General features: G+C 68.4%; 19 protein-coding genes. 10 read left to right on the top strand and 9 right to left on the bottom strand.

Features of this window, described 5'->3' with window-relative positions; translation table 11 throughout:
• Positions 1 to 337 precede the first annotated feature (337 nt).
• From rpmH to OG226_RS25265, 9 genes are all read left to right on the top strand, one after another.
• The gene (gene rpmH, locus OG226_RS25305; protein WP_006381191.1) at positions 338 to 475 is read left to right on the top strand and encodes a 50S ribosomal protein L34; all 138 of its coding nucleotides are present in this window, start codon (positions 338 to 340) and stop codon (positions 473 to 475) included.
• Positions 476 to 496: 21 nt separating this feature from the next.
• Positions 497 to 868 (top strand): ribonuclease P protein component, encoded by a 372-nt coding sequence (gene rnpA / locus OG226_RS25300; RefSeq protein ID WP_078532680.1) that lies wholly within the window; start codon positions 497 to 499, stop codon positions 866 to 868.
• Complete coding sequence (yidD, locus tag OG226_RS25295) at positions 865 to 1,218, top strand: membrane protein insertion efficiency factor YidD (protein ID WP_019073355.1); 354 nt, start codon at positions 865 to 867, stop codon at positions 1,216 to 1,218. Before rnpA ends, yidD begins: the two co-directional genes overlap by 4 nt.
• 3 nt (positions 1,219 to 1,221) lie before the next feature.
• Positions 1,222 to 2,523: a membrane protein insertase YidC gene (yidC, locus tag OG226_RS25290; protein WP_328681408.1), complete on the top strand. Its 1,302-nt coding sequence runs from the start codon at positions 1,222 to 1,224 to the stop codon at positions 2,521 to 2,523.
• 16 nt (positions 2,524 to 2,539) lie between these two features.
• Entirely contained in the window at positions 2,540 to 3,052 is a 513-nt protein-coding gene (locus OG226_RS25285) for a Jag family protein (RefSeq protein ID WP_328681410.1), read from the top strand.
• Positions 3,053 to 3,187: 135 nt separating this feature from the next.
• On the top strand, positions 3,188 to 3,904 hold the full coding sequence (gene rsmG, locus OG226_RS25280; RefSeq protein WP_328681412.1) for a 16S rRNA (guanine(527)-N(7))-methyltransferase RsmG: 717 nt from the start codon (positions 3,188 to 3,190) through the stop codon (positions 3,902 to 3,904).
• Between the two features lie 342 nt (positions 3,905 to 4,246).
• Positions 4,247 to 5,320 (top strand): ParA family protein, encoded by a 1,074-nt coding sequence (locus tag OG226_RS25275; RefSeq protein WP_078652772.1) that lies wholly within the window; start codon positions 4,247 to 4,249, stop codon positions 5,318 to 5,320.
• Positions 5,317 to 6,405, top strand: coding sequence for a ParB/RepB/Spo0J family partition protein (locus tag OG226_RS25270; RefSeq protein ID WP_329350110.1), 1,089 nt, complete (start codon positions 5,317 to 5,319; stop codon positions 6,403 to 6,405). Before OG226_RS25275 ends, OG226_RS25270 begins: the two co-directional genes overlap by 4 nt.
• Before the next feature lie 327 nt (positions 6,406 to 6,732).
• Complete coding sequence (locus OG226_RS25265) at positions 6,733 to 7,350, top strand: GNAT family N-acetyltransferase (RefSeq protein ID WP_328681416.1); 618 nt, start codon at positions 6,733 to 6,735, stop codon at positions 7,348 to 7,350.
• 69 nt (positions 7,351 to 7,419) lie between these two features.
• Here OG226_RS25265 and trxA read toward each other — a convergent pair whose 3' ends face one another.
• From trxA to OG226_RS25230, 7 genes are all read right to left on the bottom strand, one after another.
• Positions 7,420 to 7,755, bottom strand: a complete 336-nt coding sequence (gene trxA, locus OG226_RS25260) for a thioredoxin (RefSeq protein WP_328681417.1) — start codon at positions 7,753 to 7,755, stop codon at positions 7,420 to 7,422.
• 42 nt (positions 7,756 to 7,797) lie between these two features.
• On the bottom strand, positions 7,798 to 8,766 hold the full coding sequence (trxB, locus tag OG226_RS25255; protein WP_329350109.1) for a thioredoxin-disulfide reductase: 969 nt from the start codon (positions 8,764 to 8,766) through the stop codon (positions 7,798 to 7,800).
• Positions 8,767 to 8,938: 172 nt separating this feature from the next.
• Positions 8,939 to 9,919 carry an anti-sigma factor family protein gene (locus OG226_RS25250; protein ID WP_329350108.1) on the bottom strand — a complete coding sequence of 327 codons (981 nt, stop codon included), beginning with the start codon at positions 9,917 to 9,919 and terminating at the stop codon, positions 8,939 to 8,941.
• Positions 9,916 to 10,641 carry an RNA polymerase sigma factor SigM gene (sigM, locus tag OG226_RS25245; protein WP_329350107.1) on the bottom strand — a complete coding sequence of 242 codons (726 nt, stop codon included), beginning with the start codon at positions 10,639 to 10,641 and terminating at the stop codon, positions 9,916 to 9,918. The genes OG226_RS25250 and sigM overlap by 4 nt, the downstream gene beginning before the upstream one ends.
• A 27-nt stretch (positions 10,642 to 10,668) precedes the next feature.
• Positions 10,669 to 12,381, bottom strand: a complete 1,713-nt coding sequence (locus OG226_RS25240; protein WP_328681427.1) for a protein kinase family protein — start codon at positions 12,379 to 12,381, stop codon at positions 10,669 to 10,671.
• A 118-nt stretch (positions 12,382 to 12,499) separates the two neighbouring features.
• The gene (gene murJ / locus OG226_RS25235; protein ID WP_328681429.1) at positions 12,500 to 14,740 is read right to left on the bottom strand and encodes a murein biosynthesis integral membrane protein MurJ; all 2,241 of its coding nucleotides are present in this window, start codon (positions 14,738 to 14,740) and stop codon (positions 12,500 to 12,502) included.
• A 46-nt stretch (positions 14,741 to 14,786) separates the two neighbouring features.
• Positions 14,787 to 17,189 carry a DUF6049 family protein gene (locus tag OG226_RS25230; RefSeq protein ID WP_329350106.1) on the bottom strand — a complete coding sequence of 801 codons (2,403 nt, stop codon included), beginning with the start codon at positions 17,187 to 17,189 and terminating at the stop codon, positions 14,787 to 14,789.
• Positions 17,190 to 17,447: 258 nt separating this feature from the next.
• On the opposite strand from OG226_RS25230, the gene OG226_RS25225 reads away from it, so the two are divergent.
• Positions 17,448 to 18,914, top strand: coding sequence for a CCA tRNA nucleotidyltransferase (locus OG226_RS25225; RefSeq protein ID WP_328681433.1), 1,467 nt, complete (start codon positions 17,448 to 17,450; stop codon positions 18,912 to 18,914).
• Between the two features lie 103 nt (positions 18,915 to 19,017).
• Here OG226_RS25225 and OG226_RS25220 read toward each other — a convergent pair whose 3' ends face one another.
• A complete protein-coding gene (locus OG226_RS25220) occupies positions 19,018 to 19,620 on the bottom strand; it encodes an LppU/SCO3897 family protein (RefSeq protein ID WP_328681435.1) in 603 nt (200 codons plus the stop codon).
• 133 nt (positions 19,621 to 19,753) lie between these two features.
• Complete coding sequence (locus tag OG226_RS25215) at positions 19,754 to 21,031, bottom strand: MFS transporter (RefSeq protein ID WP_329350105.1); 1,278 nt, start codon at positions 21,029 to 21,031, stop codon at positions 19,754 to 19,756.
• Between the last annotated feature and the right edge of the window lie 9 nt (positions 21,032 to 21,040).

The following is a 21,040-nucleotide window of genomic DNA, read 5'->3' as shown; positions in this document are numbered from 1 at the left end:
CGGGTGGGGCGCTCGGGAAAAAGGTGTGGGGCGGGGGACAAAGGAACGAATCGGAGTCCAGCCACGGTAGTCAGGGCGACGGGTGCGGTTCAAGTTGTTGTCCCCAGCCTGTGGATAGTGTCTCCTCGTGACCGCTGGTTTGACCGGATGGCGTAGCCCCGCGTACCGTGACCAGGTCGAGTTGTCGATGGCTGCTGCCGCCTGCCTCCGATGGGCACAGATCGCTTCGAGGTGATCGGGAAGCGGTGCACTCGGGCGTAACTGCGAGCTACTCGTGGGCGCACGGTGACAGCCAGGACGGCACCCGCCACCACCGATTTATTTCTGGAGCCCCCTCGTGAGCAAGCGCACCTTCCAGCCGAACAACCGTCGTCGTGCCAAGACCCACGGCTTCCGCCTGCGGATGCGTACCCGTGCCGGTCGCGCGATTCTCGCGAACCGTCGTGGCAAGGGTCGCGCCAGCCTGTCCGCCTGATCCCGATCAGGTCATGACGTCGTGCTGCCTACCGAGCATCGGCTGAGGCGGCGCGAGGACTTCGCGACCGCGGTACGACGGGGTCGCCGGGCCGGCCGCCCGCTTCTCGTCGTCCACTTTCGTAGCGGTGCCACGGACCCGCACGCGCCAGGGGAGAGCGCTCCCCCGACGCGTGCGGGTTTCGTCGTCAGCAAGGCGGTGGGCGGCGCCGTGGTGCGCAACAAGGTGAAGCGCAGACTCCGTCATCTGATGCGCGAGCGAGTCGCCCTGTTTCCCCCCGGTAGCCTGGTAGTCGTACGAGCGCTGCCCGGAGCGGGCGACGCCGACCATGCACAGCTGGCCCAAGACCTGGATGCCGCCGTTCAGCGGCTGCTGGGAGGGGGCGCGCGATGAAGTACCCACTACTGGCGCTGATCAAGCTCTACCAGTGGACGATCAGTCCCTTGCTCGGGCCGGTCTGCAAGTACTACCCGTCGTGCTCCCACTACGGCTACACGGCCATAGACCGGCACGGCGCGATCAAGGGCACAGCGCTCACGGCCTGGCGCATCCTGCGCTGCAATCCGTGGTCGCTCGGCGGTGTGGACCATGTCCCACCGCGCAAGCGCCCGCGGTGGCACGAGATGCTGCGGGGCGCACGGCGCGCAGACAAGGGCGGGACCTCCGCCGCCGAAACGGCCACTGAAGGGCTGAGTCCTTCGAGCCCGGCCGCAGAGACACCGTCCCATGCCCAAGGAGCATGATTAGTGGACACGATTGCCAGTCTTTTCAGCTTCATCACGACACCCGTTTCTTGGGTCATCGTCCAGTTCCACTCGGTGTACGGGAAGGTTTTCGGTCCCGACACGGGCTGGGCCTGGGGCCTGTCCATCGTGTCCCTGGTGATCCTGATCCGCATCTGTCTGATCCCGCTCTTCGTGAAGCAGATCAAGGCGACCCGGGCCATGCAGACCCTGCAGCCCGAGATGAAGAAGATCCAGGAACGCTACAAGAACGACAAGCAGCGTCAGTCCGAAGAGATGATGAAGCTGTACAAGGAGTCGGGTACCAACCCGCTCTCCTCGTGCCTTCCCATCCTGGCGCAGTCCCCGTTCTTCTTCGCGCTGTACCACGTGCTCAACGGCATCGCGACGGGCTCGACGATCGGCGTCATCAACGACTCGCTGCTCGCCAGCGCGCGTAAGGCGCACATCTTCGGCGCCCCGCTCGCCGCGAAGTTCACCGACGGCAGCAGCAAGGTCGAGGCGCTCGGCGCCACGCTGACCGACGTCCGGGTCGTCACCGCGATCATGATCGTGATGATGTCGGCGTCGCAGTTCTACACGCAGCGCCAGCTGATGACGAAGAACGTCGACACCACGGTGAAGACGCCGTTCATGCAGCAGCAGAAGATGCTGATGTACGTCTTCCCGGTCATGTTCGCCATCTTCGGCATCAACTTCCCCGTCGGTGTCCTCGTCTACTGGCTGACCACCAACGTGTGGACCATGGGTCAGCAGATGTACGTCATCCACAACAACCCCACCCCGGGTTCCAAGGCCCAGGCCGCTTACCTGGAGCGCCTCACCAAGCACGTCACGCACCACGAGAAGACCCGCAGCCGGGGTGAGAAGGCCATCGTCAAGGCGATCGTCTCCAAGGGCCGTGATCGCAACGAGTTCGAGCGCAAGTTCATCAACAGCCTCACCAAGGTGGGCCTCGTGGCCCAGCCGGACGGCACCGTGGCCAAGGGCGAGAGCGCGGCTGTGGAGTCCGAGGACGGTACGCCGACCCCGGCAGCCACTCCCCGGCGCCAGCAGCCCAAGCGGCAGACCAAGGCCCAGCGCCAGTCCGCCGCCGCGAAGGCGGCCGACGACAACGCCGAGCACGAGGCTGACGACGCCGACGAGCCGAAGACCTCGCTGACCAAGTCGGACGAGCCCGAGGACGCCAAGCCCGCCACCGCCGCGAAGAAGCCCGCCCCGAAGCCTGCCGGCGGCACCCGCAGCAAGGCCCAGTCCGGACAGCGCAAGGGTCCGCAGCGGCCCAAGTCCCCGTCCAAGAAGTAAAGAAGGAGTCCATCCCGTGACGGAAGGCATCACCTCCGCCGCTGCCGAGGGTGCAGACACCCTGTCCCGCCTGGAGCAGGAGGGCGAGATCGCGGCGGACTACCTTGAGGGTCTGCTGGACATCGCCGATCTCGACGGCGACATCGACATGGATGTCGAGGCCGACCGCGCCGCTGTCTCGATCATCAGCGACAGCAGCGGCCGTGATCTCCAGAAGCTCGTCGGCCGTGACGGTGAGGTGCTGGAAGCACTCCAGGAGCTCACCCGCCTGGCCGTGCACCGGGAGACCGGGGACCGCAGCCGGCTGATGCTGGACATCGCGGGCTACCGCGCCAAGAAGCGCACCGAGCTCTCCGAGCTGGGTGCCAAGACCGCGGCCGACGTGAAGAACACCGGCGAGCCGGTGAAGCTGAACCCGATGACCCCGTTCGAGCGCAAGGTCGTGCACGACGCGGTCAAGGCCGCGGGACTGCGCAGCGAGTCGGAGGGCGAGGAGCCGCAGCGCTTCGTCGTCGTGCTTCCCGCCTGATCGGTCCCCGCGTTGTACCGGCCCCGTCTGTTGAGCAGACGGGGCCGAACTTTGTCAGCCTGATAGTCCTGTAGTTCTGGTGGTCCTGGTGGTCAGCGCCCAATGCGCTTTTGCGGTACGGAAGGACGGTCCCCCGTGACGGAGGCAGCGGAGCTTCCCCCCGCGCCCGAGCAGGCGCGCGAGGTGTTCGGCGATCGCTTCGACGATGCGGTCCGGTACGCCGAGCTGCTCGCCGACGCGGGTGTGCAGCGCGGCCTGATCGGCCCGCGTGAGGTGCCCCGCCTGTGGGAGCGGCACCTGCTGAACTGCGCGGTCCTCTCGGAGGTCGTGCCGGACGGAGTGACGGTCTGCGACGTCGGCTCCGGCGCCGGACTCCCGGGCATTCCCCTGGCCCTGGTTCGCGAGGACATCAAGATCACCCTCCTTGAACCGCTCCTCCGCCGTACGACCTTCCTCACCGAGGTCGTCGAGCTCCTGGGCCTCGACCACGTCACCGTCGTGCGCGGGCGCGCCGAGGAGGTCATGGGCACCCTGCAGCCGGTCCACGTGGTGACGGCCCGGGCGGTGGCTCCGCTGGAGCGACTGGCCACCTGGGGCATCCCACTGCTGCGGCCCTACGGCGAGATGCTCGCCCTCAAGGGGGACACGGCCGAGGAGGAGCTCAAGAGTGCGGGGACCGTACTCAGCAAGCTCGGAGCCGTGGAGACGTCCATCCTGCATGTCGGCGAGGGCATCGTCGATCCGCTGTCCACGGTGGTGCGTGTCGAGGTCGGAGAGAGCCCCGGCGGGGTTCGTTTCGCGGCGAAGCGGGCCAAGGCGGCTCGTACGGGCCGTACACGTCGGCGTCGTTGAGGCTGTGTCAGCGCTGGGACGGGTCGGTCTCAGCGCTTGAAGTACATCGGTGCCAGCGCGTGAAGCCCGTCGCTGATCCGTCCTGACGACGAGACTTACTCCACACAAGCTGCCAAACCTACTCATGCCGGAGTGTCGTCGACAGTTCGGCCTCGGCGGCTGTGCATCGTGTTTCACGTGAAACGTCGCTCACTGCTACACGGCATCATCGGTCGCACCCGCGCCGCGGCCGAACCCCGCGACCGGAAGCCTCTCGGATCACTCGGAGAGGGCACGGAGTTGTCCACAGAGGTGGAATTCTCCACAGAACAACAGGCCTCACTGGTTCACGACCCTGAAGACATGGGAGGCTCTGTTCATTGCGAGCCTGAAGTCGAGGAGAGTGAATCCTTGCGGTCCGACGCCAACATCGCGGGACCGATGACCGATCCGGTCCCCGGTCCCCGTACCGAGTCGATGGGGGAGGATGTTTCACGTGAAACACCGCCCCCTATGGACGACACTCCCATCGGTCGTGCTGCCCAACTGGCGGTGGAAGCCCTAGGCCGTGCCGGCGAGGGTCTGCCGCGTCCTGAGCAGACCCGCATCATGGTCGTCGCCAACCAGAAGGGCGGGGTGGGCAAGACGACGACGACCGTCAATCTTGCCGCTTCGCTGGCACTGCACGGTGCCCGTGTTCTGGTGGTCGACCTCGACCCGCAGGGCAACGCGTCCACGGCACTGGGGATCGACCACCACGCGGAAGTTCCTTCCATCTATGACGTGCTGGTCGACAGCAGGCCTCTCTCCGAGGTCGTGCAGCCGGTCCTCGATGTCGAGGGTCTCTTCTGTGCCCCCGCCACGATCGATCTCGCCGGTGCGGAGATCGAGCTGGTGTCCCTGGTGGCCCGTGAGAGCAGACTGCAGCGGGCGATTCAGGCCTACGAGCAGCCGCTGGACTACATCCTCATCGACTGTCCACCCTCGCTCGGCCTGCTGACGGTCAACGCGTTGGTCGCCGGCGCGGAGGTTCTCATCCCGATCCAGTGCGAGTACTACGCACTGGAAGGCCTCGGACAGTTGCTTCGCAACGTCGACCTGGTTCGGGGGCACCTCAACCCCAACCTGCATGTGTCGACCATCCTGCTCACCATGTACGACGGCCGGACGCGTCTCGCGTCCCAGGTCGCGGACGAGGTGCGCAGTCACTTCGGCGACGAGGTGCTACGGACGAGCATTCCCCGCTCGGTCCGTATCTCCGAGGCACCGAGTTATGGGCAGACGGTACTGACCTACGATCCCGGATCGAGCGGTGCCCTCTCCTACTTTGAGGCAGCAAGGGAAATCGCGCTGAAGGGTGTGGGCGTCAGCTACGACGCTCCGCATGCGCACATCGGCGCTCAGAGCGACCAGAGCATGGTGGAGGGTATCCAGTGAGCGAGCGACGGAGGGGTTTGGGCCGTGGGCTCGGCGCACTGATCCCCGCAGCCCCGACCGGGGAGAAGACGGTGGCTCCGGCTGCCATGGGTTCCGCGTCCCCGACTGCTGTTCCGGTCATCACCGGAGACCGAGGGGTGGCCGCGGCGAAGGTCACCACGCTGCCGCCGGTCTCCTACGAGACAGAGGACCTGTCGTACGGCATCCTGCAGACGCCCGCGCCGCCCGTCGGTGCCTACTTTGCCGAGCTGCCCCTCGACGACATCACGCCGAACTCGCGTCAGCCGCGTGAGGTCTTCGACGAGGACGCGCTGCAAGAGCTCGTCACCTCCATCAAGGAGGTCGGCCTCCTCCAGCCCGTCGTCGTACGGCAGATCGGCCCGACGAACTACGAGCTCATCATGGGCGAGCGCCGCTGGCGGGCCTGCCGTGAGGCCGGCCTGGAGGCGATCCCGGCGATCGTGCGGGCCACGGACGACGAGAAGCTTCTCCTGGACGCACTCCTGGAGAACCTGCACCGCGCCCAGCTGAACCCGCTCGAAGAGGCAGCTGCCTACGACCAGTTGCTCAAGGACTTCAACTGCACGCACGACCAGCTGGCGGACCGCATCGGTCGTTCGCGCCCGCAGGTCTCCAACACCCTGCGTCTGCTGAAGCTCTCACCCTCGGTCCAGCGCCGTGTCGCCGCCGGGGTCCTCTCCGCCGGTCATGCCCGGGCGCTGCTCTCCGTCGACGACTCGGAGGAGCAGGAGCGGCTGGCCCACCGGATCGTGGCCGAGGGGCTCTCGGTGCGGGCCGTCGAGGAGATCGTGCACCTGATGGATTCGCGGCCCCAGACGGCTCAGCGCTCCAAGGGACCACGGGCCGGCGCCCTGGTCTCCCCGGCACTGTCCGATCTCGCCACGCGTCTCTCGGATCGCTTCGAGACCCGTGTGAAGGTCGACCTGGGCCAGAAGAAGGGCAAGATCACTGTCGAGTTCGCCTCGATGGAGGACCTTGAGCGGATCCTCGGTTCGCTGGCTCCGGGTGAGGGGCCGGTCCTGCAGCGGAGTCTGCTCGATGACGACTCGGAGGACGAGGCCTGAGCCGTCTTGGCGACGGCAGGCGTCCTGTCCGTCCGACCAGCAGAGCGGGCCGTGTCCGGTGTGTACCGGAACGCGGCCCGCTCTTTGCTTTCTGTCGGTATCGATGCAATCGCATCATCGATACGATGCGTTCGGGTATGGCGCATCAACCTGGCAGCACCTCTTAGGGGAGGCGGGGGCCATGCGAACGGTGAGCCGCACCGGACTGGTGAGCGCGGGTCTGGGCCTGGGGGCGATCGGCGGGTTCGTCGGCAGTCTGCTCAGGGAACACAGCGCTCTGACAGCCGCCCGTGGCGCTGCGGGCGAAGGAAGCGAGGATCAGCCTTCATGGGGCGTCGGCTCGTACCGCTCACGCTGGACAACCTCCCGGACATTCCCAACCGTTGCCAGTCGTGCGTCTTCTGGGAGCTGGACCCCGTCAGAGGGCAAGCCGCGGTAAAGGCGGGCACGGCGTCCGTGGAGAAGGAAGCCTGGATCTCCGCCGTCCTCCTGGACTGGGGCTCCTGCGGGAGGGTCGTCTACGTCGATGACGTGCCGGTGGGGTTCGTTCTCTACGCGCCTCCCGCCTACGTCCCCCGCTCGACGGCGTTTCCCACGAGTCCCGTCTCACCGGACGCCGTACAGCTGATGACGTCGTTCATCATGCCGGGCTACCAAGGGCAGGGGCTGGGCCGGGTCATGGTCCAGACGGTGGCCAAGGATCTGCTGCGGCGGGGCTTCAAGGCGATCGAGGCCTTCGGTGATGCCCGCGCGAAAGAGGCCGCCTGCGTCCTGCCCGCCGACCATCTGCTCGCCGTGGGCTTCAAGACGGTCCGTCAGCATCCCACCTATCCACGGCTGAGGCTGGAGCTGCGTACGACGCTCTCCTGGAAGGAAGACGTGGAGATGGCGCTCGACCGGTTGCTGGGAGCCGTACAGAAGGAACCAGCGCTTCGACCGCTCTAACGCGAAGGGGCCGACTCCGGAGAGTCGGCCCCTTCATGTTTCACGTGAAACACGGTTTCACGTGAAACATCACTTGGCGGCGATGAACTCGTCGAGGTCGCGAAGGATCGCGGCCTTCGGCTTGGCGCCGACGATGGTCTTGGCCACCTCGCCACCCTGGTAGACGTTCAGGGTCGGGATGGACATGACGCCATACCGGGCGGCCGTCGCCGGGTTCTCGTCGATGTTGAGCTTGACGATCTCGATCGCGTCGCCGTGCTCGGCGGCGATGGCTTCGAGGGACGGAGCGATCTGGCGGCACGGGCCGCACCAGGAAGCCCAGAAGTCCACCAGGACGGGCTTGTCGCTCTTGAGGACGTCCTCGTCGAAGGAAGCGTCGGTCACATTCTTCAGAGTGCCGGCCACGGCGGGCTCCTTAACTTGATCGTGCGGTGGGGAGGATGGAGGTCAGACGGTGGTCTTCGCGGGCTCCGCCTTCTCCTCGTCCGCGAGAGCAGAGAGGAAACGCTCGGCGTCCAGAGCGGCGGAGCACCCGGTACCGGCAGCGGTGATCGCCTGGCGGTAGGTGTGGTCGACGACGTCACCGGCGCCGAAGACACCGGTCAGGTTGGTGCGGGTCGAGGGCGCCTCGACCCTCAGGTAGCCCTCTCCGTCCAGGTCCAGCTGGCCCTTGAACAGCTCCGTGCGGGGGTCGTGACCGATCGCGATGAACAGGCCCGTCACCGCCAGGTCCGAGAGTTCCCCGGTCTTCAGGTTGCGCAGCTTGAGGCCGGCGAGCTTGGGGTCGCCCTCGATCTCGGCGACCTCGCTGTCCCAGACGAACTTGATCTTCGGGTCGGCGTAGGCCCGCTCCTGCATCGCCTTGGAGGCGCGCAGGCTGTCCCGGCGGTGGACGATGGTCACGGACTTGGCGAAGCGGGAGAGGAAGGTCGCCTCCTCCATCGCCGTGTCGCCGCCGCCGATGACGGCGATGTCCTGGTCCTTGAAGAAGAACCCGTCACAGGTGGCACACCAGGAGACACCCCGGCCGGAGAGCGTGTCCTCGTTCGGCAGGCCCAGCTTGCGGTGCTGCGAGCCGGTGGTGACGATGACGGCCTTCGCCTGGTGGACAGTGCCCGAGGTGTCTGTGACGGTCTTGATCTCACCGGTCAGGTCGACGGAGACCACGTCGTCCGGGATCAGTTCGGCACCGAAGCGCTCGGCCTGGGCGCGCATGTTGTCCATGAGCTCGGGGCCCATGATGCCGTCCTGGAAGCCCGGGAAGTTCTCCACCTCGGTGGTGTTCATCAGGGCGCCACCGGCGGTGACGGCACCCTCGAACACCAGCGGCTTCAGCGACGCGCGCGCGGTGTAGAGCGCCGCCGTGTAGCCGGCGGGCCCGGAGCCGATGATGATCACGTTTCGGACGTCGCTCACGGCTTGGTTCCTCGTCTCTGGACTGCGTCAGTACGACCGGCGGGAGTCTCCTGTCGAAGCCTCCACACCACCCAACGGATCCTACGGGGCCCGCATTCCCGCTGTGTCCGGGCGCACGGAGACGGCACACGGCAGGGAATCGCCATGACGGACGGAGAGGAGGAGCCCGGAGTCAGGAATGCGGGAACGACCGTGTCAGAAGGACCTTGCCAGGGGTGGATGTCTGGCTGCTCACGCAGGCCGCGTCGACGACGTAGGCCGTGACGAGGCTGTTGTCGGAAGCGTTGGGCAGCACCACGAGATAGGCGGCGGTCCCGTTGTAGGTGCCCTTCTTGAAACCGAGGACATCCGTGTGGCCGCGGTCGACGCCCTGCCGGATGCAGTCCGGGATGGAGCCGGACGGTTCGATCAGGGTTTTGGGAGTCTTGCTGGAAGACTCCGCGCCGCCGGGATCGGACGCGACGTTCCAGGGCTTCGCACTGTTGGCGCCCTGACTCGTGGACGACTTGGTGGAGAGGAGATTCAAGACCTCGGTCTCCAGCTTCCCTTTGGAGAAGGTGTCCGCAGAGCTGGTCGCGTTTCCCTGAGCCGCGTCGGACGACGTGTGGTCGCCCAGCGACTGGATGAACAGAGAACCGGCTCCCAGAACGGCCGCGGTGAACACGGCCCCCAGGACGATCCTCCCGCGACGTCCGCCGCGAGTCTGCTTCTTGTGTTCCTTACGATCCTTGCGTCCGGGACCGGTCGCCGCGTGTGCGTGTCCTGACGGGCGGGCCGCCGTGGGCGATGTTTCACGTGAAACATGCGCCTCGGCGGGTTCCCTGTCCTCGCTGTCCCCGCCCGATGTGGCCCGGGACGCGCTCACCAACGTTGGTGCGGCCAGGGACTCGGGTGCGGTGGAGCCCAGCAGGGCCTCCGCGGCGAGGGCTGCGTCGATACGGCCCGCGACCTCGGCGGGCATGCGCGGCGGGCCGGGCATGCTGCCCAGCAGACCCCGGATCTCCTCCAGCGAGTCGTGGACGTCGGCACAGAGTTCGCACTCGTCCAGATGCCGTCGTACCTCGGCTCCCCTGTATGGCGGGAGAAGGCCCTCGGTGAGGTCGGAGATCTCCGCGACGTCCGGGTGTCCGGCCGTGTCTGTCGTGGATGTCACGCTCGCCCACCTCCGCCCTTCACAGCAGCTGAATCGCTCGGCCCTGCATCCTCGAGACCCTCGTCGCGAGGTCCCGCTGCCGGTGGGACGGATGTCCCCTGCGCCCGGTTCCGTCCTGCGCCCGGTTCCTTGCCGTCATCGGCTCTTTCCGGCCGTAGGTGGGTGAGCAGCGGCAGCAGTCTGGCTCTTCCGCGCGCGCAGCGGCTCTTCACCGTGCCGGTCGGCACATCGAGCATGCGGGCGGCCTCCGCGACGGGGTAGCCCTGCATGTCCACGAGGACGAGGGCGGCGCGCTGGTCGGGCGGGAGGGTGCCCAGGGCTTCCAGCAGCTGGCGGTGCAGGTCGTTGCGTTCCGCGGGAGCCGAGGCCGACTCGTGCGGTTCCAGGAGCTGTTCGAGGCGCTCGGTGTCGTCGACCGGGGACGTCTTTCTGGAGGCTGCCTTGCGGGCGCGGTCCAGGCAGGCGTTCACGGTGATGCGGTGCAGCCAGGTCGTGACGGCCGACTGGCCGCGGAAGGTGTGGGCGGCCCGGTAGGCGGAGACGAGGGCGTCCTGGACCGCGTCAGCGGCCTCCTCGCGGTCTCCCAGCGTGCGGAGGGCAACGGCCCAGAGCCGGTCCCGGTGCCGTCGTACGAGCTCACCGAAGGCGTCCGGGTCGCCTTCGACATGGCGGGCGAGCAGATCCTGATCGCTCGTCTCGTCGTATCCGGCGCCTTCCGCCATCGGACCCCCTCCCCCTCCGGTGAGACGTCAGCCCGTGAACTTCACGTCGGTGATGGCCTGCTTGTAGCCGGCGTCGCTGTACTGGTCGCTGGCCGCGTGCGGCAGAGCGGTGAGCCAGACAAGAACGTACCGGCTCTTCACATGCTTGGTGACCTTCACCGCGGCACTGGTCCCGGTCGTCGTGACGGTACCGAGCCGCGTCATGGAGTCCAGCGAGGAGGGCGACAGCGAGTTGGTCGCGTAGAGCTGCACCGTCGTGTGATCGCCGCTGTAGTAGAGCCCTATGGTCGCCGTGGAGACGTCCTGGACCGAACCGAGGTCGTAGACGATGCCCACGCCCGGCTTGTACGGCGCGAGCACCGGGCCTCCTATGAAGCTGGAGGTCCGCCAGTACGTCGACGTGTCGCCGTCGTAGGTCTTGGCGACGTCGTTCGGATGCTGCGGGTCGCCCTTCGCCACGAACTCCTTGGCGCCCTGGATCGCGAGCGTCTTGACCGGCTTGGTCTTGTCGCCGGTCTTGTCGTTCCCGTCCGTCGTCTGCGTCTGCTTCGTGTCCTCGGACTTGTTGCCCTGGTCCATGAGCGCGTCCGCGAGCTGCCAACTGCCCAGGCCCAGTGCGGCGATCAGCAGCGCTGACACGGCCCACTTGAGGGCCTTGCCGGTGCGGCTCTGCAGTGGGGGCGGCGGGGGCGGCAGAACCTGGGTGGCACCGGGCGGCGACGGGCGGCCGTACGTGCCCTGTTGGTACGTCGTGCGTTGGTACTCGGGCGGCGCGGTGAACGCGGGCTCCGGCGGGCGGATGCGGGGCATCTCGCCGATCGCCTTCACCAGTTCCTCCGGCGTGGTGCACGCCGACTCGTGCCGGGAGGCCGTGGCACCGTCGTTGGCGAGCGCGCGCATGGCGAGCTCCGACAGACCGCGGTGGACACCGGCACGCACCTGGTCGGGGGCGATGAGACCGACGCCCTTGGGCAGCCCGGACAGGCCGTAGGCATCGCTCTCGTACGGCCAGCGCTGGGTGAGCGCCGCGTACAGCAGGGCGCCGATCGCCTCCGTGTCCGTGCGCTGCGGGGTGTCCGAACTGATGCCGCGCAACGCGGCGTTGACGGCCAGACCGCGGATGCGCCACTGGCCGGACGAGGTGCGCAGCACCGCGTTCGGGTTCAGGCGCAGATGGGCGAGGCCCTCACGGTGCGCTGCGGCCATGGCCGAGGCGATCTGACTGACCATCTGGTAGGCGTCGTGCACCTCCAGCGGGCCGGGTGCCAGAAGCGCCGTCAGTTCCGTGGCGTCGGGCAGCCATTCGTGGACGACGTAGACGAGGTCGTTCTCCTCCACGGCGTCCAGGACCTGGACGAAGCGGGGATCGCCCAGCAGCGCCGAGGAACGGGCCGCGGCCAGCACGGAGCGGGCCCTCGTATGGTCCGCGGGCAGGATGTGGACGCCGACGGCACGGCGGAGTTTCTCGTCCACCGCGCGCCAACTGCTGAAGCCGTCCAGACGGGTGACGCACTCTTCGAGGCGATAGCGTCTGGCGAGCTTGTGACCGCTGTGCAGTTCGGGAGGCGAGGCCTTCTCGGTTTCCTCGATCCCGCCGCTCCCCTGTGCCTTGTCGCTCTCCGTGTCCCGCTCCGGGTTCTGGGCCACCCCGTCGGCCGTGGACTGGTCCGCCTTGGCGGTCAGCGGCTCGTCGCCGCTGTTGTCTGCCACGTCGACGGCAGCCGTGCTCCGTTCCGCCACCGTCGCTCCTGCCTCCCCATCCGTTGCACGCTGTTCGACGCCGAAACCAATTGTGCCCACAGTCTGCCGCTATGCACGACACACAGCGGCGGACGATGGTTGTGCGTGTGCCCCCGCCTCAGCGCCCCAAGCGCCCGCGCACCATGCCCACGAGGGAGTTGAGCTCCTCGATGCGCATGCGGCGGGCCGCGACGTAGAAGATTCCGAGCAGTACGGCACCGCCCACCAGGAGGGCGGCGAACGAGCCGACGACCCCCTGGCCGAGCGTATGACCGATCCCGTAGCAAGCCGCACCACTGAGCAGTGCGGCCGGCACGGAGGCGATGCTGAGCCGAGCGTACGTCCGCATGACGCGAGCGCCGTCCAGGTCGCCGTTCAGCCGCTTGCGCAGCCGGTTCCAGGCGACGCCGACACCGGTCGCGTACGCGAGGCCGTACGAGGCCGCCATGCCCACCACGGCCCAGCGGGCCGGGAGCACGAAGTAACAGACCGCCGAGGCACCCGCGTTGACCGTGGCCACGATGACGGTGTTGTAGAAGGGCGTCCGGGTGTCCTCGTAGGCGTAGAAGGCACGCAGGACGACGTACTGCACCGAGTAAGGGATCAGGCCGAGGGCGAAGGCCATCAGCATGAAGCCCATGTTGGTGGCCGCGCCGGTACCCGAGGAGCCGAAGATCAGGGTGCACATCGGGATGCCGAGGGCGAGCAGACCGAAGGCGATCGGCACGATCGCGACCGCGGTCGTGCGCAGACCCTGGGAGATGTCGTCGCGGACGGCTCCGCCGTCGCCCTCGGCGGCCGAGCGCGAGATACGCGGCAGCAGGGCGGCCATGAGGGACACCGTGATGATGGCCTGCGGCAGACCCCAGATGAGCTGGGCGTTGGCGTAGGCGCTGAATCCGGTTCCGGCGATGTTCGTGTCCGCGACCGACGCGGTGGCGAGCTGGGTGACCACGAGGGCACCCGCCTGGTTCGCGAGGACGAAGAGGACGGTCCACTTGGCGAGCATCGCGGCCTTGCCGAGGCCGTGGCCCTTCCAGTCGAACCGCAGCCGCAGCCTGAACCCCGTCTCGCGCAGGTACGGGATCATCGCCAGCGCCTGGACGACCAGGCCGAGCAGAACACCGATGCCCAGGAGGCGTTGGGCCTCCGGCGGGATGTTCTGGACGCCCATACCCGAGTCCGCCGAGGTGCCGTACACCCAGAGGAACATGCCGAGCGTCACGATGATGACGACGTTGTTGAGGACCGGGGTCCACATCATCGCGCCGAACTTGCCGCGTGCGTTGAGGATCTGGCCCATCACCACGTGGATGCCCATGAAGAAGATCGAGGGCAGGAAGTAGCGGGTGAAGGTGATGGCGACGCTGTCGGCCGCGGGGTCGTTCGCGACCTTCACCGACAGCAGGCGGACCAGGAGCGGCGCCGCGAACATCGCCAGCGCGGTCAGTGCTCCGAGCGCCACGATGACCAGGGTCAGCAGACGGTTGGCGAACGCCTCGCCGCCGTCGTCGTCCTCCTTCATGGCGCGCACGAGCTGCGGCACGAAGACGGAGTTGAGGCCGCCGCCGACGGTCAGGATGTAGATCATCGTCGGCAGCTGGTAGGCGACCTGGAAGGTGTCGCCGAGGAGAGCCGTGCCCAGCGCCGCGACGATCAGCGCGGAGCGGACGAAGCCGGTCAGGCGGGAGACCATCGTGCCCGCCGCCATCACGGCACTCGACTTCAGCAGGCCGGAGGCCTTCCCGCTCTTCTTGGGAGCGGCGGCGGGCGCCGGTGCCGTGGGAGTGAGCTGCATCGTGGCGTCGGACATCGGCGCCGGGGGCGCCTGGCCCGAGGGTGGGGCCGGGGACGGGCCGGGGACCGCCGGGGAGTCCGTCTGCGGACGTCCGCCGCCCTGGCCCTGGTCCCGGAAGAGATGCGCGAAGGCGTCCGGCTCGTGGTGCTCCTCGCCGGCCCCGGTCACCAGGTCGTCCACGCCCACGAACTGGGTCGTCCGGGCGTCGTCGCCGTACGGCAGGTACTGGGTCGGGCCCTCCGGCTCGGGTGCCGGGGTCTGCGCCCAGACGCGGGGGTCGGGGGCGTACGGGGACTGGGGCGGCTGGGCGTAGAGCGGGGGCTGCGGCTGGTACGTGCCCGGAGGCGGCGGGGGGTGGGCGGCACGGTCGTAGAGCGCCTCGGCGACCGGGTCCTGGGCGGAGAGGTCCTGCGCCCGGTAGGGGTCCTGGTCGTAGGCGTCCTGGAGGTACATGTCCGCGGGGGGCTGCGGCGGCACCTGGCCGTGTTCGGGCGGCGGGCCCTCGGGGTAGCCCGAGCCGCCCGCGCCCTGACCGCGGTCACCGTCGTACGGCGCGTTCATGGTTACCCCACCTCATCGTCCCCGGGCCCACCGGCCACGACATCGCTCAACGGTCCACTCTCTCACCCGTGCCGGACGGGTCGGCGCTTTCCGGTGCGGTGTCCGGTGTCGGGTCACTCGGGTGCCCCGGGTCGTCTGCCCGGGACGGAGTGCCGGACTCCTCCTTGAGACGGTCCTGGGGGCCTTCGGGGTTCTCCGGGCCGTCGGGTTCCCCGGCCGCCTCGTCGTCGGGTCCGTCGGGGCCCTCTTCCTCCGCCTGGCGGGCGACGGCACGCTTGCGGTGCGTGTACATCCGGAAGCCGGCGAGGACGAGCAGCAGGACGCCGCCACCGATGACCAGCATGACGGTGGCCGTGACCTCGGTGACCTTCACATCGAAGTTGACGGCCTGCCCGTACTCCTGGCCGTCCTCCGTGTACAGCTGCGCGATCACGCCCACCTTGCCGTTGGCATTCGCCGACGTGCTGAACTTCACGGACTGGCTGTGCCCGCCGTTGACCGTGACCCGTTGCTCCCAGTAGGCCTTGCCGCCGATCTTCAGCCGCGTGGGATTCGTCGAGGTGAGGCGCAGCACCAGGTGCTCGACGCCCTGCACCAGGTTGTTCTGCACGGTCACGGGGATCGTGGCGCTGCGGCCCGAGAGCTTGGTCTCGGACTTGTCGATCAGCTTCACCTGGTCGGTGAGGTCTTCGAGGTAATTCAGCACGCTCTGGCGGAAGTTCGCCGCCTCGCCCGCCTGCCCCCGCCACGACGTGGACATCTCACGGTTCATGGCCCGCCCGAACGGGGTCACGACCCGGGACTCGTCGGTGAGGATCACCCGGAAGTTGTCGAGCCGGTCCTGGGTGGCCGCGATCTGCTCGAACGCCGACTTCGGCAGCTCCTGCCTGCGCAGCGAGGAGGGGTACGAGGAGGACGACGGGATCTTCGTGGTGGCGCTCGGGTCGGGCTTGGCCTTGGCCGCCGCGGCGAGATCCTGCGACTCGCTCCAGGTGCTGCCCTGGAGGGTCGTCAGTGCCTCGGCCATCGTCTGGGCCTGGCTCCCGGTCGGCATCCGCTGCGGGGCGACGACGACGCTGCGCTGCTTGTCCGTCTGCAGGTCGAGCGCCAGGCTCTGGGCCAGGAACTGCTGCTCGGCGAGCGTGGCGTCCCCGGCCTTCGTCAGATCGCCCTCGAACGCCGTGGAGAGCCGTGCGTCCGCGACCACCGCCGTCGTACCGCCGCCGATGGGGCGGGCCGCGGAGGGCGTGTACGACAGGCTGCCGGTCTCCTGGAGGCTGTCGCTGCGGGCGATCACCTTGTCGGCGCCGGCCGAGGTGGCGACCTTGATGATCGACGGGTCCACGGCGCCGTTCACCGGCCACGCGAAGTCCGTGTTCGGCGTCACGTGCAGCACCGTCTCCACGGTGCTCGCGGCGACGTCCGTGGCGTCCTTGAGGTGGCTCAGCGAGCCGGTGACGCTGGTGCCGTTGTGGGCGAGGGACGCCAGGTCCGGGTCGGCGAAGGGGAGGGCTACGACCTCCTTGTCAGCCACCGCGGACTGCAGTTCGGCGAGCCACGCCTTGGCGACCGCCTGGTGGGTGCCCGTCGTCGTGGTGCCGCCGTCCCCCTGGATCTTGTAGCTGCGGGTCATCGCGTCGACGGAGGCCAGCAGGTCCGGGTCGATCACCCAGGTGACGTCGAGATCCCTGCCCAGCGACAGCATCTGGTCGAGGCGACCGCCCGGAGCGATCTCCTTGGCCAGGTCGTCGTTCAGGAAGACCGGCGTCTGCTGCTCGTTGGAACCCGTCTGCGCCGTCATGTGGACACCGGAGACGAGCGGCCACAGATACGTCGTCTTCGTCTTCGTGTCCGCCTCGTCGGGCTGCCACGGCAGGAACGTCCGCTGGATGCCCAGCACCTGCTCCCACGGCTGCGCCGAGGTCTGGCCGGACAGCGAGACACCGAGCGGGTAGACGCCGTCGTCACCGAGATCCAGCTTGTCGACCGGCACGGAGAGGGTGAAGGGCTCGGCGACGCCCGGAGTGAGCTTGGAGAACTGCTCGGTGTACTTGTCGCCGACCTCCGAGCCGTCGACGCCCTGGATGAAGTCGGTGCGCTTGGCGACGCTGTCGATCGCCGAACGGGTGCTCAGCGCCTGGCCCAGGCGCAGGCCCACATGGGCGTCGGTGATCGCCTGCTTGCCCTTGTTGGTCACCGTCCCGGAGACGGTCAGGGTGTCCCCGTCCGTGGGGATGCCGGGGCTGAGCGTGTCCAGGGAGATGGACACCGTCTGCGAGCCGGAGGCGGCCTTCGCCGCCGTCCGCTCGGCCGCACCGGCGGGCGCGACTGCGGACAGCTGGAGGAGGCCGGCCAGCAGAGGCGCCCCGGCGAGCAGTACGCCGGTGCGCCGCAGCCACCGGCGGGCAGGTGAGGGACTCGTCCCCTGGAAGTCTGCCGCCTCGGCCACGCGCTCGCCCGTCCCTCGTCATCGTCAGTGGTCGTCGCAATGTGCGTCCACGCATGGTAACGATGCGCGCTGAGGGGAAGTGCCGCGGACTGGTCCACAAGATCGGAGAACAGCGGCGGACCGTCCCGTATGTGTCCGTATATAGGGGAGCGCTGGGGTACGTCGCAAGGGCAGTGCTTGCGCTGGTATCGGCGGACGTGTCCGTGCACATTTAATGGAGGCGCTCGCGGTGGCCGGGGCCACGTACCCTTTTCTGTTGTGCCGAACGCCAACGAAGACAACCCCAGTGCCCTGAGCCAGGTGCAGCACCGCGCGGTGAGCGAGCTGCTGCGGGTGGCTCCCGTCGCCGACGACCTTGCCCGCCGTTTCCAGGAGGCCGGGTTCTCTCTCGCCCTGGTCGGCGGCTCGGTTCGGGACGCGCTGCTCGAACGGCTCGGCAATGATCTGGACTTCACGACGGATGCCCGCCCCGAGGACGTACTGAAGATCGTCCGGCCGTGGGCGGACGCCGTGTGGGAGGTCGGGATCGCCTTCGGCACGGTCGGAGTGCAGAAGGACGCCCGCGTCGGAGACGTCGATCGACGCTTTCAGATCGAGGTGACCACCTATCGGTCGGAGGCGTACGACCGCACCTCGCGCAAGCCCGAGGTGTCGTACGGCGACTCCATCGAGGAGGACCTCGTCCGGCGCGACTTCACGGTGAACGCGATGGCTGTCGCGCTCCCGGAGAAGGAGTTCATCGACCCGCACGGCGGCCTCGCCGACCTCGCGGCCCGGGTGCTGCGGACCCCGGGCACTCCCGAGGCGTCTTTCTCGGACGATCCCCTGCGGATGATGCGGGCGGCGCGCTTCGCCGCACAGCTCGATTTCGAGGTCGCTCCCGAGGTCGTCGCGGCGATGACGGAGATGTCCGGGCGGATCGAGATCGTCTCGGCCGAGCGGGTGCGGGACGAGCTGAACAAGCTGATCCTCTCCGCGCACCCCCGCAAGGGGCTGGCCCTGCTGGTCGACACCGGACTCGCCGACCACGTCCTGCCCGAGCTTCCCGCCCTCCGCCTGGAGAGCGACGAGCACCACCGGCACAAGGACGTCTACGAACACACGCTGATCGTTCTGGAGCAGGCGATCGAGCTGGAGGAGAACGGCCCCGACCTCACCCTCCGCCTCGCCGCGCTGTTGCACGACATCGGCAAGCCGCGCACCCGTCGCTTCGAGAACGACGGCCGGGTCTCGTTCCACCATCACGAGGTGGTCGGCGCGAAGATGACCAAGAAACGCATGCTGGCGCTCAAGTACTCCAACGACCTCGTGAAGGACGTCTCACGGCTCGTCGAACTCCACCTGCGGTTCCACGGGTACGGCACCGGCGAGTGGACCGACTCGGCGGTCCGCCGCTACGTCCGTGATGCCGGCCCGCTCCTCGGCCGCCTCCACAAGCTGACCCGCTCGGACTGCACCACGCGGAACAAGCGCAGGGCCGCCGCGCTGTCCCGGGCGTACGACGGTCTGGAGGACCGCATCGCCCAGCTGCAGGAGCAGGAGGAGCTGGACTCGATCCGTCCCGACCTCGACGGCAACCAGATCATGGAGATCCTGGGCGTCACCCCCGGGCCGGTCATCGGCCGTGCCTACAAGTTCCTGATGGAACTGCGGCTGGAGAACGGGCCGATGGAACATGAGGCGGCGGTGGCCGCGCTCAAGGAGTGGTGGGCCTCGGAGAGCTGAGGCCGTGAAACGGGGTCATGTTTCACGTGAAACATGCCCCCGGACAGCAGCAGGGGCGGTGTTTCACGTGAAACATGAGACACCGCCCCTCGCCACATCTGCCTTACTTCGAGTAGTCCTTCAGGCAGAGCAGGAAGTTACTGCCGTCACCGCTCTCGGTGTACGAGTACTGGAAGTCCTTCGCGGCCGCAGTGCACTTGGCGTTGGCCTCCGACTCGGAGTACTTGCCGCTGATCTTGGCGAGCACCGTGTACTCGGCCTTCGAGTCGCTGCACTTCACGACCTCAAGGTCCGGGTTGGTGTCGCTGGTGCTGCCGCGGTGCATGCAGTCGCCGACCTTTGCGGTGTCGGCGTCGTCCTGGCTCGATATGAAGCTGAAGATGGCCGCGCCGGCAGCGATCAGGACGATGACGCCGAGCCTGATCATCTTGGGACTGAACTTGCGCTTCGGCTGCGGGGGGACCGGAGCGTACGGACCGCCCTGGGGCGGAAAGCCGGGCTGGCCGGGCTGCTGCGGGTAGCCGCCCTGAAGCGGGTACGGCGCCTGGGCCTGCGGCGGGTAGGGAGCCTGGGCCTGGGCCGGAGTCTGAGCCTGCGGCGGGTACGGCGCCGGCGTCTGCGGCTGGCCGTAGGGCGGCTGGTCCTGGGCGTACGGGTTGGGGTCCTGGGCGTATGGGTTCGGGCTCTGAGGCGGCGGAGTAGTCACTGGGGTCCCCCCTGGAACGTGGACGCATGGCACACGGCATGACCCATGGTCTGGCGTGCGGCATGATGCGAAATAAGACGCCCGTAAGCTACCTGCCCCCACTGACACCGCTGCGGCCCGGAGCGGGTCCGTATCAGTGATGTGACACTGTCCGGCGCTCAAAGTGGGCCATAGTCACAGCAACCGCTCCGTAGACGACGGCCACGGTGAGCACCAGCACCGTCGAGCGGCCGTCAGGTGGCAGCATCAGCGCGGCCATCGCGGCGGCGCCGACGAAAGCGACGTTGAAGAGCACGTCGTAGACGGAGAAGATGCGGCCGCGGAAGCCGTCGTCGACCGAGAACTGCACGATCGTGTCCGTGGCGATCTTCGCGCCCTGTGTGGTCAGGCCCAGGACGAACGCTGCCGCCAGCATGGGGGCGGTGGTGAAGGGGAGGCCGAGGGCCGGTTCCAGGAGGGCGGCGCCCGCGGCGCACACGGCGATCCAGGGGCCGGGGCCGAGTCGTCCAGCGGCCCAGGGCGTCACCACGGCCGCCACGAAGAAGCCGGCGCCGGACACCCCCAACGCCAGCCCCAGCAGGCGCAGTCCGTCGTCCGGGGTCGACGAGAGGGCGTAGCGGCAGAGCATGAGCAGCAGGACGGTAAGGGCGCCGTAGCAGAAGCGCATCAGCGTCATCGCGGCGAGAGCCCAGACCGCTTCCCGGCGTTGTGGGGCGGCGAGATGCCGTACGGCCGCTGTCAGGTCCCGGGCGGTGCCGGCTAGCGCTGTGGCCAGTCGGGGGTGGGTCAACGCGCGGTCGGGGCCGAGGAGTTCGGGGGCCATGCGCAAGGACGTGAGGGCAGCACAGAGGTAGAGGGCCGCTCCCAGCAGCACCACCGCCGCGTCGGTGTCCGCGACCAGCAGCCGTACGAGGAAGGCGAGACCGCCGCCCAGCGTCGCCGCCAGGGTTCCGGCCGTGGGGGAAAGGGAGTTGGCGACGACCAGACGTTCGTCGTCGACCACGCGCGGGAGTGCGGCGGACAGGCCGGCGAGGACGAAGCGGTTGACGGCGGTGACGCACAGGGCGGAGACGTAGAAGAGCCAGTCCGGGACGTGGCTCAGCATCAGGACGGCGGTGGCCGCGGCCAGCAGGGCGCGCAGCAGGTTGCCGTAGAGGAAGACCTGACGGCGGCGCCAGCGGTCCAGGAGGACGCCGGCGAAGGGGCCGATGAGGGAGTACGGGAGGAGCAGGACCGCCATCGCGGAGGCGATCGCGGTGGCCGAGGTCTGTTTCTCCGGGGAGAAGACGACGTAGGCGGCGAGTGCGACCTGGTAGACGCCGTCCGCGCCCTGGGAGAGCAGGCGTACGGCGAGCAGGCGCCGGAAGCCCTGGAAGCGCAGGAGGATGCGCAGGTCACGGACGACGGCCATGGGCACAGC

This window comes from Streptomyces sp. NBC_01261 (genome assembly GCF_036226385.1).
GTDB lineage: Bacteria > Actinomycetota > Actinomycetes > Streptomycetales > Streptomycetaceae > Streptomyces.
This window is presented reverse-complemented; position numbering and strand designations above follow the sequence as displayed.